The organism is Lutibacter flavus, assembly GCF_900188355.1.
GTDB lineage: Bacteria > Bacteroidota > Bacteroidia > Flavobacteriales > Flavobacteriaceae > Lutibacter > Lutibacter flavus.
Genome location: NZ_FZNX01000007.1, coordinates 138,061 through 151,316, shown reverse-complemented (window position 1 = coordinate 151,316; position 13,256 = coordinate 138,061). Strand labels below are relative to the sequence as shown.

Genomic DNA, 13,256 nt, shown 5'->3' with positions numbered 1-13,256 from the left:
ATAGTTGTGTAACTAAATTGATAGTTTATATTTGTTTTAAACTTTTTTCAACATGGATAAATTAACTAATAAAGAAGAAGAAATAATGCAAGTATTATGGAAGCTAAAAAAAGCTTTTGTAAAGGAAGTTGTTGCCGAATTACCAAAACCTAGACCTCATTACAATACCGTTTCAACTGTTATTAGAAAAATGGAAGATAAAGGTTTTTTAAACCATGAAGCCTTTGGTAATACCCATAGATATTACCCAAATATTTCAAAAGAAGATTATAGAAAAAAATATTTTTCAACAGCAATTAATAATTATTTCGAAAACTCTTATAAAAATGTAGTTTCATTTTTTGCCAAAGAAGAAAAAATAAGTGTTGATGAATTAAAAGAAATAATTAAAATTATAGAAAATAAGAAAAATCAATAATTATGGACTATTTTTTAAAAGCCAGTGGTTTAGTAATAATACTGTTTTTGTTTTATTATATTTTTTTAAAAAATGAAACCTTTTTTAAATCTATAAGATGGTACTTTTTAATAGGTCTTATACTTGTTTTATCAATACCGTTAATAGAAATTCCAATTTATGTTGAACAATCGATAAACCAATTGAACACATTTAATTACTCAGATTTACAAATTACAAATGTTGAAGTTCAAGAAAATTCAATTAATTGGATACAAATTGCTACCTATTTATATTTGTTTGGTTTCTTATTTTTCTGTGTCAAATTTCTCATTCAATTATTCTCATTAGGATATTTGCTTTCCAAGCATCAATTTATAAAACAAGGAAATTATTATTTTGTAGAAACATCTAATAACATCTCCCCTTTTTCTTTTTTCAACGTAATTATTTATAACAAATCACAATTTACAATAGATGAATTGGAACAAATAATAAATCATGAAAAAGCACACGTATTACAATGGCATTCAGTTGATACAATTTTAGCTCATTTATTAGTAATTACACTTTGGTTTAACCCATTTGTTTGGTTATATAAAAAAGCAGTTCAACAAAATTTAGAGTTTTTAGCTGATGAACATGCACTGGAACTAGCAAATAACCAACAACTTTATCAACTTACTCTACTAAAAACCTGCAAACTAAACTATTGCACAGAAATAACAAATAATTTTTACAATTCATTAATTAAAAAAAGAATAATTATGTTACAAAAAAACCGATCAACAAATAAAAATCAATGGAAATATGCCTTGCTTTTACCAATATTAGTTGCATTTATTTTATCCTTTAACACTAAAATTATTGCTCAAGAAAAGAAACTTGTTGAAATTGAAGAAATAAGTAATTTAAAGGTTGACTTGCTTATAGACAAAACCTCTATAGATGAACACCTAAAGGAAGAAACTTCTTTTTTTAAAAATGAATTTGATATTAGTATAACATTTAAAGGAATAAAAAGAAATTCTGACAATGAAATAACTGCGATTAAAATAGATGCTAAAGGTGAAAACCTACGGTCAAAATTTTCAAATTCTGGAAGTAAACCAATAAATCCAATTAAAATATCTTATGACTCAGATACCAATTCAATAACAATTGGAAACGTAAGCGAAATACACGATAAACATTTTTCATATAAAATTCATAAATCTGGAGATGCGAAGCCTAAAGGGAAACCAAATAAAAACAGCAACCACATTTTTATTAGTTCTGATGGAAAAGAAAAAACCTGGACAATTAAAGATGTGGAAATTGATCAAGATTCGGATAAATCAGAAAGTATTATCTATTTAACTACAATTGACAATGATTCTATTATTTCTGAAAAAATCACTTTAAAAGGAAATGGAAAAAATGTTTGGATTCATAAAAATAATGAAAGTAAAAAGCTAAAATTAATTGAAGAGATAAGTGATTCACTTAATTTAAACAGGGAATACAACGTAAAAGTTAACAATTTAGAATATCATTTTGATGATGACACTACAATTGAAATTAAAAACGATGACAACAGTGAGAATGTATTTATTGTTAAAACAGATGGCAACAGTATAAATAAACACAAAATAAAAAACGATAATTTTGTATTTATAACTACTCCAAACGAAAAACCAAAATATTATTTGAACGGAAAAGAAATAAGCCAAGAAGAAATGGAAGCCATTAATCCAGACTCAATTGAAAGTGTAAATGTATTCAAAGGAGAAAAAGCAGTTGAGAAATATGGCAAAAAAGCAGAAAACGGAGTAGTAAAAATTACATTAAAAGACCATGTTAACTCTAAAAATTCAAAACCATTATTTATTGTTGATGATAAAGAAATGAATTCTAAAGAAGCCAAAGAAATAAATCCTGATAATATTAAAACCATGAATGTTATAAAAGGAAATAAGGCAATTGAAAAATATGGTAAAAAAGCAGAAAATGGCGTTATCGAAATAACAACTAAAAAGGAATAAATCAAAAAATAATATCTGCTTAAAAACACTCTTTTATAATAAAATAAAAGAGTGTTTTTATTTTATTAAAAGATAGAAAGCCATATTTAACCCAATCTCAAGAACTATTTCTTCATTACTTTTTAAAATCAACTCAAAAATACTCATTACTTACTTATATTTTTTAAGTTTTAGCTATTAAAAGATTTCAGTTTTAAACATTTATGTAGTATTTAATTTACATATCAAAATTAATATCATTTTTAAGTTAACAAATAGAAGTCAAACTTAATAATATCAATAAAAATAGTTGGAAGTACAATAACAATAGTCATATCTTAATTTAAGAATTAATTCTCAAACTAATTATTAACCTTAAAACTCAATGGTATGATTTCAATTTTCCTATTAGTGATAGAACTAGTATTAGCAATTATTAACTACTTATTTTAACTTAAAAATATCAGAATTTAAATTTAAACACCTTTGAAATTAGTCCCACTTTTTGTGGGATTTTTTTAATTATGTACTTTTACAATATGCAAAAACAACTATTTAAAATATTAGCAAAAATTAACAAACTTCTAATTCCTGGTTTTACAAAAAAAGGACTTGATATTAGCAAAGCAAAAAAATGGCAAATGGCAATTATTGGTTGGCGGTATTTTGTTACAAAAAATAGTTTGTAGATAATTAAATTATATTATATTTGCACCCTCAAAACGGCCTCGTGGCGCAACTGAATAGCGCACTTGATTACGGCTCAAGAGGTTACTGGTTTGAATCCAGTCGAGGTCACTAGAGCTTTAAGCATTTAAAACCAAATCCTTGTAAACATTATGTTTTGCAAGGATTTTTTATTTTTAGGCCACCGTATAAATTGATTTAATTTAATATATTTGGTCAACAAAAAAATACGCGGTCAACATTGTTGACCAGATGACCAAGAATCCATAGTTGATTTGACTTTCGTCTTGAACAAAGTTTAACTTAAAAAAGACGACAACTATAAAAACATCAACAACTTTTTCAATTCTAATTTGGATTAATCCTTCACGTGCTAAAAAGAATGAAGACGAATTATACGCAAGAGTTACTGTAAATCAGAAATGTGCCAACATAAGTCTAAAGCGTAAAATAAAGATTGATTCCTGGTATAAATCAAAATCTAGGTTAAAAGGAAACAGTTTAAATGCTAGAAATCAAAATCAATTCATTGAACAAGTTAAAGCAAAACTCTATAAAATTCATATTGATTTATACAACCAAGAAAAACTAATAACGACACAATTAATAAAAGCTGCATTTTTAGGTGAAGGAGAGAATAATAAAACGCTAAAAGAAATCATTGCCTATCATTCAAACAAAATTCAAAATACATTAGCTCCAGGAACTATAAGAAATTTTGAAATTACTGAAAATTACATTTCTAAATTTTTAGAATAAAAAAGAAAAACTTCTGATATATATTTAAATGAACTGAACTATAAATTTATATGTGATTTCGAAAGTTTTCTTTACGATTATTGGCCTAAAGGTCATCCAAAATCATTGAGGCAGAATATGATGATGAAACATATACAAAGGCTTAGGAAAATTGTAACCCTTTCCTATCATCTCGAATGGCTTCAAAAAGATCCTTTCATTAGATGGAAGCCAACTTTTGAAAAAACAAATAGAGAATTTCTTTCAGACAATGAATTATCAAATATTGAATCTCACGAATTCATTTCAGAACGCTTAGAACGAGTTAGAGATTTATTTATTTTTAGCTGCTACACTGGTATTAGTTATAGTGATATAATAAATCTTACAAAAGATCATATTCATTTAGGCATAGATGGTAATAATTGGATAATTACCAAGCGTCAAAAAACAAACATGACAGTTAAAGTTCCTATACTTGAAAAAGCACAATATCTTATTAATAAATATAGTACACATCTGATGACACAAGTAACAGGAACATTATTCCCAATAATCACCAATCAAAAACTAAACAGCTATTTAAAGGAAGTTGCAAACTTTTCAGGTATTAAAAAGAACCTTACTTTTCATATGGCACGACACACATTTGCCACTACAGTTACGCTAACTAATGGAGTACCTATTGAAACAGTTTCAAAAATGTTAGGACATACCAAAATTGCCACAACACAAATATATGCCAAAGTAATTGAACGAAAAGTAAGCGATGATATGAATGCTCTTAAGGTCTCATTAGCTAATAAATCCAATTAAAAAAACGACAAAAAGAATCAAAAATCAAGTAGTTAACTATAATTTAATGATTTTTAGTATTTTGGATTTTTAAACTAGCTAACCTAAAAATCTATGAAAGAAATTGAAACACTTATAGAAAACTATAAGTTCAGAATTACTTTTATAAACGATTCAAAGCAGGATGAATTAAAAAATTTAATGAAAGCATTAATTTTACAAGAGAATTTTTAAATCAACTAAGAGTTTATATAAGAAGAAATAATTTCACTTCAAAAGAAGATGAAATCATTTTTTTTAAATACCAAAAACCAAAATTCTCGGACAATTAATCTATTTATCTTCTAAAAAATACGTTTCTAATAGAAAAACCACAAGCGAGTACTTCTTATCAAAGAAATTTTATTAGGAAGTCTTTAAAAAAAATCGAAACTCGAAAAAAAAGAAATCTAGAATTCTTTAAATATTACACACAAAACGGTTGTAGTTTAGATGATAAATACTTTACAAGAGGTAACTGTCAATTAGATTTGTTTAGCAATGTGTTTCTATTAGATAAAGATCCGAAATTTTCAACAAGTCACGATATAAAAGCAGCTGAAGTTATAGCCTATGATTTAGTTACAAAATTTTACGCAACAGAACTTTTAATACTTAACCAAGAAGAAAAAAACAGAAGAGTAAAAGAAGTAAAACCTCCAATATTAGAAGATTTGCATTGGACTGGAACTAAAACAGAATTAACATAATTATTGTATGGTTTAAATGCTGTTGGAGCAATACGAAATGGTGAAGCAGAAATAAAAAAACTTGTTTTGGTTTGCAAGGATTTATTCAATCTAGATCTTGGCAATATTTACAAAACATATGGTGAAAGTAAGGCAAGGGAAAAAGACCCTACAAAATTTCTTTATTTAATGAAAATACGACTACTTCAAAAAATGCAATCTGAACAGTAAAAAAACATAAGTAATTGTCTGTCAATATAATATAAAAAATTAAATGTTAAAATTTTTCGGTAGTTACACCTGACTACCGAAAACTACATCTTAGGTGTTTTTTGATAAAAAAGAAGCCATTTTCAACCCGAATTTGGTCGTTTCTAGTCATTTTTTAAAATGAACAATCCTAAAATAGAGTATCTTCAAAATTATTTATTTTGATAAAGCGCTAAAAATCAATCAGTAAGTATTTTGTAAATGTTAAAATTTTTCGGTAGTTGGACCCGACTACCGAAGAATTCTCGATAAAACTTCACTGTTTTGTAGCACGAAAGTCAAATCGCTATAAAAATTATTAATTCAAAAAACATTTAAAAAATGCCAACACAGATTATTACAACAGATGATTTAAGAGAATTCAAAATTGAATTATTAGAAGAGTTTAAAAAATTGTTAGAAAATACAAATTCAACAAGAGTGAAGAAGTATTTAAAATCAAGTGAGTTGATGGAGCTGTTAAAAATCAGTCCGGGAACATGTCAAACTTTACGAATTAACGGAACACTCCCATATACCATAATTGGAGGTATCATTTTTTATGATGCTGAGGAAATTGAAAAAGTAATGAAAGAAAATAGCATTCATAACAAATTTTAAGCCTCAAGTCATTCCGCACTTGATTCGGAATCTCATTAATTAAAACTATGAATTACATCAAATGCCTAAACGGGGTGCTAAATCAATTCTCAAAAGACAACCGATTAAACCCAACACATATAAGTCTATACATTGCCTTATTTCAGTTCTGGAACTACAACCGTTTTCCAGAAGAATTTTTCATAAACCGAGAAAAAATAATGTCATTCTCAAAAATTGGTTCAAAATCCACATATCACAAATGTGTTAGGGAGTTAAGTCATTGGAAATATATTCGTTACAAGCCTTCGCACAATCCATTTAAAGGCAGTAGGGTAAAGATGTTCAATTTTGAGACAAGTTCTAAAACAACTTATAGTCAAGAAGTGGATTTAAACTATTCCATTTCAGGACAAGCTCTGGTATCTAATACAAACATTAATAAACATATTATAAACTTTATTAGACTTGAGGCAATCGCAAAAGAAAAATACCCAAAATTGGAAACCAAAAAATTTTTCAATCATTACCAGGGCATCGGATGGAAAGTTGGGGGAAAAGCAAAAATGGTCGATTGGCAAGCCACCGCCCGAAGTTGGATGTTAAAAGCTGAAGAAATGAAATTGACACTGGGAGAAAAATCAAACAATTTACAACCTGACCAATTTCAAGACAACCTCAACACCAACCGAAACAAAAATTACGATGAACGACTTTAACGAAATTTTAAACCGCCCTAGGATTTGGAAGCGAGTGTCAAATGTTTGAAGAGTCCGCAAAAAGAAATGGTGTTTGAGCTTTGCGAGTTCATTTCTTTTAGGATTCAAAAACCAATTTGACCGCTGAAAATCCAAGGCTTGATTTTTTGTTTCGTTTTGCATCAAGGCAAAATGAAAAGAACACTAAAGAAACCTAAAAACTAACTTGGTATACTTCAGAGAAATTTAAGAAATATAAAAATCCAACCACTATGAAACCACAACCTCACATAAAAATCGAAGGAACCTCAAAATTCCAAATCGGAGAAATTAAAGACAACAACACCGTTCATTACGATTTCGAAAAAATAAAAACCTACCTCAACATCAAAGGACATTTATTATTTGGTAAAAACTTTAAAATCTACAAAGAGGACGAAGAATTGATATTTAAACTATGCTCCTACTTTATTCAAGACCATTTCACCTGTGCTAAAATGGGAATAGACACCAACAAAGGATTATTATTAACTGGCCCCGTAGGTTGTGGAAAAACATCACTAATGAAGCTTTTACCCTATTTAGCGCCACACAAAACAAATTATGAAATCATTCCAACTCGTAACATATTATTCAGTTTCAATGCATCCGGATTTGAAGTACTCGAAAAATACAACGAAACCAAAAATTATTGTTTTGATGATTTAGGATTAGAGCCAACAGGCTGTCACTATATCAAAGAATGCAATGTTATGGGTGAGATACTTCTTTCACGCTATGACTTATTTACAAACATAAGTCAGCCTGCCCTGAGCTTGTCGAAGGGAAGGATTTTAACTCACATCACGACAAACCTCAACGCAGTAGAACTGGAAAAAAGATATGGAAGTCGTGTTAGAAGTCGCTTAAGATCAATGTTCAACCTAATTTGTTTTAATAGTTCATCAAAAGACAAAAGGATATAGAATTTTTTTTAGCTAAACTTTTTTACACTATTACTGTAGGCTTATTCATTGAATCTGAACTTATTTCTAACTTAAATTTAAGTAAAGATTATATTGAAAAAGAGTATCAAAACTACTATTAAATCATTTTAAAAGTATTTAATAAACTTATTAGATGAAAATGATTTTAAATTTTTTAGTTGTTGCTAAAATCAAAATCAGGTATTTTCTAAATGTCAAAATTGATAAATCTGTAAGAAAATTATAATTAGAATAACGAAAAAATTGATATATAGGAATAATTGCATACTCATAGGGAAAGATGACCAATTAAATACCTCTTTTCAAATCGCAACTTTGCTGAATAAAATTATAAATAACATAAAATCTAATTAAAATTATGAAAACACAAATTTTAAAATCAATACTCACATTATTTTTAATAGTAGGTATTAGTACAAACATTTTTGCGCAATTACCTGACCCAGGGTTTGAAATAGATGGAACAACAGCTATTGTAATCACTGATCCACAAAATGATTTTTTAAGCCCGAATGGCGTTACATGGGGTGTCGTTGGAGAAAGTGTGACAGCCAATAATACCGTTGAAAATTTAGAAACGCTTTTTAAGTTAGCTGAAGCTAATGGTATTAAAGTATTTATCTCACCTCACTATTATTATGAACATGATCATTCTTGGAAATTTGAAGGAGCTTTAGAAACTTTAATGCACAAAATAACAATGTTTGATCGTGAAGATCAACTTTCTCTTGAAGGATTCAAAGGTTCTGGAGCAGATTTTTTAGAACGATATAAAAAATATATTGAAAAAGATTTTGTGACAGTTGTTGGTCCTCATAAAGTTTTTGGTCCTGAACAAAATGATCTGAGCTTACAATTAAGAAAACAAAAAATAGACAAGGTAATCCTTGCAGGAATGTCAGGGAATCTATGTGTAGAATCACACATGAGAGAACTATTAGAAGACGGATTTGAAGTTTCAGTAGTTGGAGATGCAACAGCATCAGCAATACTCCCTGGATATGATGGGAATGCAGCTGCGCAAACAAATTTCAGATTCATTGCAAGCCATGTTTACACTACAGAAGAATTAAAAAAAGAACTTAAAAAATAATTAATACTTAATAAGCAATTATGAAAAAACTTAATTTAGAACATAAAACCTTTGAGACTGCTAATTCAATAGCAAGTTCAATATTAGATGACGCAAAAAAAGCAATGGGGTTTGTACCAAATATGTACGCTAAAATGGCTAATAATCCGGCATTATTAGATTCTTATATACATTCTTATAAAACCTTTCGTCAAAATTCAGGTTTCAATTCAGTAGAACAAGAAGTTATTTTCTTGTCTGTAGCCTACGAAAACGAATGCGATTATTGTATGGCAGCTCATAGTTTTGTCGCAGACAAAGCTTCAAAAGTTCCTACTGAAATTACAGATGCAATCCGGTCAAATGGAATCATTAATAATGAAAAACTGAAAGCTTTAAGTACGTTCGCAAGAATTGTGACTAGAAATAGAGGTCATGTTACGAATCAAGAAATAGCAGATTTTCTGAATGCTGGTTATAATGAGAATCAAGTATTAGGTGTTATTACAGGGGTAGGTGTAAAAACCTTTAGCAACTATTTTAATCACATAGCAGACACATCTCTCGATACTGTATTTAAATCTAGAGAGTGGTCAAAATCATGAGTAAGATCATTTAAAATAATCAAATTATGAAAACAATCAATTGGAAAAGTACAATAATTGCAGGAATTATAGGAACAATACTATTTGATATTGTAGGTTTACTTTTAACAGGGAAATGGTGGGATATTCCAGGGCTACTTGGAATGAAAACAGGGTTAGGATTGGCTTATGGTGTTGTAGGACACTATAGTAATGGTATTTTATTAGCAATCTTATTTGCAGGTATTGCACCATCACTTTGGGGGCCTAAATGGTTACGCCCTTTAATTTTTGTTGTGGGTGAAACTGTTGCTTTAGTGTGGCTCTTTATGTTGCCATTATTAGGTGCAGGAGTAGCTGGTTTAGATGCATCCCCAATGATGCCAATAATTACTTTAGCACGACACATGGCTTATGCTGTTCCATTAATCTTTTTAATCAATTATGATATAAAAGGAATAATTAAGGCATAGTAGTTTTTAACTAATGAGGAAGGTTATTTTGATCCTTCCTCTTATTATATAATCTTTAAAAAGAATCACTTTTCAATCTTAAAACACTAATAATTATAATTATGGGAAGACCATCAACAAAACCTAGAAATTTAAAAGATGGATTTTATATAGAAGTTCGAAATAAAAACTCAAAAGCTAGTGTAAAAATCAGAAGAGATAATAAAGAACAAATGCTAAGTGCAATTGAACAGTATAAAAAAGTGAAAGAAGTGATTGTTTTTGGGGAGTTTAAAAGTGGAAAATTAGTAACTAACTAACCATAATTTAATTTGTGCAATAAATAATTGTATTGTGATTAAACTAATAAAATCGAAAAAAGGAATAATTAATAGCTTGATACATATGAAAATCGTAAGATTTAAAACAAATATTAACTGTAATGGTTGTATAAAATCTGTAGTACCTTTTTTAAATGAAGTGGATACAATTGATTTTTTGGAAAGTAGACACTAAAAAAGCAAATAAAATTTTAGAAGTTAATTTGGACAATGACGATGTTAAAATAGTAATAGAAACTGTTAAAAAGGCAGGTTTTACTATTGATATAATCTAAAAAATTATATTTTTAGTGAATAAATCGAAAGCACAAATCTAATAGTTTTGTGCTTTTTACTTTTTAGAAACAAGGAAAGTTTCTGTATCTTAGAGCACTACTAATTATAATTATACAATATGAAATTCATAGGTAATACCCAAGAATATCTTCAGCTTCAAACACTTGAAAAGCAAAATTGTGATGTTTTAAACGAAATAATTGAAGGTAGTCTTACAGTTTTATGGTTTGAATCTGATTTTAATAAACTTATAATTGATGGACAAGAATATATATTTACCAAAAATCAAATAGTTTTTTTAACAGAGTTTCATAATGTTGAAGTAAATAACATTTCCAAAATTAGATTCCTAAAATTTAATAGATCTTTCTACTGCGTGTTAGACCATGACGCAGAGGTTGGCTGTAGAGGAATATTATTTTTTGGAGCTTCTCAACTACCAATTATTAAAATACCAAATGAGGAATTAGAACAATTTGAGACATTATGGAAAATGTTTACTATTGAAATGCAATCAAAAGATAGCTTGCAAATAGATATGTTACAAATGATGCTTAAGAGATATTTAATCCTCTGTACAAGACTCTTCAAATCTCAAGCTCATTACCCTAATGAAAAAGTTTCCTTAGATATTGTGAGAGAATTTAATTTTTTAGTGGAGCAACATTTTAAAAAAAAACATAGTGTCACTGAATATGCCGAATTATTAAATAAATCCCCTAAAACTTTATCAAATATTTTCTCAAAGATTAGTTCTAAGTCACCTTTACAATATATTCAAGATAGAAAAATGTTAGAAGCAAAAAGACTTTTACGCTATTCTGATCTGCAAATACAAGAGATAGCATATGAAATTGGTTATGAAGATTTACAATCCTTTAGTCGTTTTTTTAAGAGACAAGAGGGTATTTCCCCATCCATATTTAAAGAAAATGCTTAGATAGGTAATATTGTTAACTCTTCGGGAATCCCTACCTACTAGATCCCTTTATTCTCTTCGCATCTTTGCATTGTCAAACTTAATTATTAACAATTTAAACAATAGACAATGGAAAATTTAATTAGTAAATCTGGCACTAACCAAACTAAAAAAATAGTTTCCTTAAATTTTGAGGTGTTCAATACAACTAAACGTACAAACTGGAATAACAAAAGACGTTACTCTTTTTTGACACAATTTAAATTTATATAATTCTAAAAATAATGTAATGATGAAAACAATAGAAAACAATAAGGATTATGAAACTTTAATAGGACAAGAAAAACCAATTTTATTAGATTTTTACGCAGATTGGTGTGGTCCTTGCCAATCTCTTTTACCAATAGTGGAAAAACTAGCGACAGAGTATGAAGGCAAAATTGAAATTCAAAAGGTGAATGTAGATAAAAATAGTGGACTAGCTTCAAAATTTGGAGTAAGAAGTATTCCTTCTCTTTTTTTCTTAAAAAAAGGAAAAGTAGTTGATAAATTAAATGGAGCTGTTCCAGAATCAGTTATAAGAGAGAAATTAGAAGTATTGTTAAATTAACAATTTTCACTAATTCCATTTTTATTTTGCCAAACTTTAGGCACTGTGTTACTATCAGAAGGTAATTAGCGCTTAAAATGTTGAACTGTTTAGTATAAGAGCGGAATGATTTTAGCATAACTTCGGATTGATTAATTGAAATGGATAGAATTGTGCATAACAACGGATTTCAGCAATGAAACAAAGGATTTGAATATTGGAATAAAAAAAGAAAATAAGAAAAATTGAAACTATAAAAACAAATTACAGATGGACTCTTATTTTATCGGATTAAAAAGTTGTAGCAGATTAAATTTTAACAAAACTGAATAATTTGAACTCAAAATCACTTTACACAACACTGGTTATAAAAATTTGTTTAATTCAATAAAATAGAATGTTTCTAAAAAAAAACTTAATGACAAACACTGGGGAATTAAAATTTACCAATCGCAATTTTTCATGTTGTAAACCGTTGTATGTAATGTAAAAAAGGAAATGAAGAATAAAACAATTCACATAAAAAACATGGTTTGCCCCCGTTGTATAGAAACAGTGGAAGAAATTTTTGATCGTTTGGAACTAGAAACAAGTTCCATCACATTAGGTGAAGTAATCACGCAACAAGAGATTAGCAAAGACCAAAAAGAAAAACTGACTAAAAAATTATCGGAAAGAGGGTTCGAATTATTAGAAGACAACAAGTCAAAGTTGATTGGCAAAATAAAAACTCTAGTTATCAATTCCATTCATTACTCGAAGGAGCCCATATATATTAACTTTTCAAATTATTTAAGTGACCAATTACATCATGATTACAGTTACTTGAGTCGTTTATTCTCATCTGTAGAGGGAATTACTATTGAGAAATTTGTGTTGTCCCAAAAGATTGAAAAGGTAAAGGAATTAATATTTTATGACGAACTATCATTATTAGAAATAGCATTCCAAATGGATTATAGTAGTGTGGCGTATCTGTCGTCTCAATTCAAAAAAGAAACTGGGATGACCCCAACCCAATTTAAAAAACTGAAAAAGCCTGGCCACAATCATTTAGATAGTTTTTAATCAAAATCTTATAAAAGGAAAACAGAATACCATAATAAATAATTAATGTAACCTTCCGACTTTTGTATCGTAGT

The 13,256-nt window shown here is 28.3% G+C and carries 16 protein-coding genes, 1 tRNA gene and 1 pseudogene; all 18 read left to right on the top strand.

Translation table 11 applies throughout. The features are described 5' to 3' along the window. Nucleotides 1-52 precede the first annotated feature (52 nt). The 18 genes and pseudogenes from CHB63_RS16880 (at nt 53) to CHB63_RS16795 (ending at nt 13,182) form a co-directional block, all read left to right on the top strand. Nucleotides 53-418 carry a BlaI/MecI/CopY family transcriptional regulator gene (locus CHB63_RS16880; protein ID WP_089379660.1) on the top strand — a complete coding sequence of 122 codons (366 nt, stop codon included), beginning with the start codon at nt 53-55 and terminating at the stop codon, nt 416-418. Nucleotides 419-420: 2 nt separating this feature from the next. Continuing rightward, nucleotides 421-2,421: a M56 family metallopeptidase gene (locus tag CHB63_RS16875; protein WP_089379659.1), complete on the top strand. Its 2,001-nt coding sequence runs from the start codon at nt 421-423 to the stop codon at nt 2,419-2,421. Between the two features lie 518 nt (nt 2,422-2,939). Beyond that, entirely contained in the window at nt 2,940-3,089 is a 150-nt protein-coding gene (locus tag CHB63_RS16870) for an SsrA-binding protein (RefSeq protein WP_089379658.1), read from the top strand. A 35-nt stretch (nt 3,090-3,124) separates the two neighbouring features. Then, nucleotides 3,125-3,198 (top strand) — tRNA-Arg (locus CHB63_RS16865). Nucleotides 3,199-3,408: 210 nt separating this feature from the next. Continuing rightward, the gene (locus CHB63_RS17395; RefSeq protein WP_317043625.1) at nt 3,409-3,846 is read left to right on the top strand and encodes an Arm DNA-binding domain-containing protein; all 438 of its coding nucleotides are present in this window, start codon (nt 3,409-3,411) and stop codon (nt 3,844-3,846) included. 18 nt (nt 3,847-3,864) lie between these two features. Next, nucleotides 3,865-4,641, top strand: a complete 777-nt coding sequence (locus CHB63_RS17390; RefSeq protein WP_262494211.1) for a site-specific integrase — start codon at nt 3,865-3,867, stop codon at nt 4,639-4,641. A 314-nt stretch (nt 4,642-4,955) separates the two neighbouring features. After that, nucleotides 4,956-5,579 (top strand): annotated as a pseudogene (locus CHB63_RS17385) (RteC domain-containing protein). Between the two features lie 360 nt (nt 5,580-5,939). Continuing rightward, nucleotides 5,940-6,218 (top strand): helix-turn-helix domain-containing protein, encoded by a 279-nt coding sequence (locus CHB63_RS16845; RefSeq protein ID WP_089379655.1) that lies wholly within the window; start codon nt 5,940-5,942, stop codon nt 6,216-6,218. 47 nt (nt 6,219-6,265) lie between these two features. Then, on the top strand, nt 6,266-6,916 hold the full coding sequence (locus tag CHB63_RS16840) for a hypothetical protein (RefSeq protein WP_245857067.1): 651 nt from the start codon (nt 6,266-6,268) through the stop codon (nt 6,914-6,916). 251 nt (nt 6,917-7,167) lie between these two features. Next, nucleotides 7,168-7,860, top strand: coding sequence for a P-loop NTPase family protein (locus tag CHB63_RS16835; RefSeq protein WP_089379653.1), 693 nt, complete (start codon nt 7,168-7,170; stop codon nt 7,858-7,860). 379 nt (nt 7,861-8,239) lie between these two features. Next, nucleotides 8,240-8,974, top strand: a complete 735-nt coding sequence (locus CHB63_RS16830) for a cysteine hydrolase (protein ID WP_176420434.1) — start codon at nt 8,240-8,242, stop codon at nt 8,972-8,974. A gap of 20 nt (nt 8,975-8,994) precedes the next feature. Next, nucleotides 8,995-9,558, top strand: coding sequence for a carboxymuconolactone decarboxylase family protein (locus tag CHB63_RS16825; RefSeq protein ID WP_089379652.1), 564 nt, complete (start codon nt 8,995-8,997; stop codon nt 9,556-9,558). A gap of 26 nt (nt 9,559-9,584) precedes the next feature. Beyond that, nucleotides 9,585-10,010: a hypothetical protein gene (locus CHB63_RS16820; RefSeq protein ID WP_089379651.1), complete on the top strand. Its 426-nt coding sequence runs from the start codon at nt 9,585-9,587 to the stop codon at nt 10,008-10,010. Between the two features lie 101 nt (nt 10,011-10,111). After that, a complete protein-coding gene (locus tag CHB63_RS16815; protein ID WP_089379650.1) occupies nt 10,112-10,309 on the top strand; it encodes a hypothetical protein in 198 nt (65 codons plus the stop codon). Between the two features lie 155 nt (nt 10,310-10,464). After that, nucleotides 10,465-10,605: a hypothetical protein gene (locus CHB63_RS16810; protein ID WP_217898430.1), complete on the top strand. Its 141-nt coding sequence runs from the start codon at nt 10,465-10,467 to the stop codon at nt 10,603-10,605. A gap of 119 nt (nt 10,606-10,724) precedes the next feature. Beyond that, the gene (locus CHB63_RS16805) at nt 10,725-11,546 is read left to right on the top strand and encodes a helix-turn-helix domain-containing protein (protein ID WP_089379649.1); all 822 of its coding nucleotides are present in this window, start codon (nt 10,725-10,727) and stop codon (nt 11,544-11,546) included. Nucleotides 11,547-11,814: 268 nt separating this feature from the next. Next, entirely contained in the window at nt 11,815-12,135 is a 321-nt protein-coding gene (trxA, locus tag CHB63_RS16800) for a thioredoxin (RefSeq protein WP_089379648.1), read from the top strand. Between the two features lie 477 nt (nt 12,136-12,612). Beyond that, entirely contained in the window at nt 12,613-13,182 is a 570-nt protein-coding gene (locus CHB63_RS16795) for a helix-turn-helix domain-containing protein (protein WP_089379647.1), read from the top strand. Nucleotides 13,183-13,256: the final 74 nt, after the last annotated feature.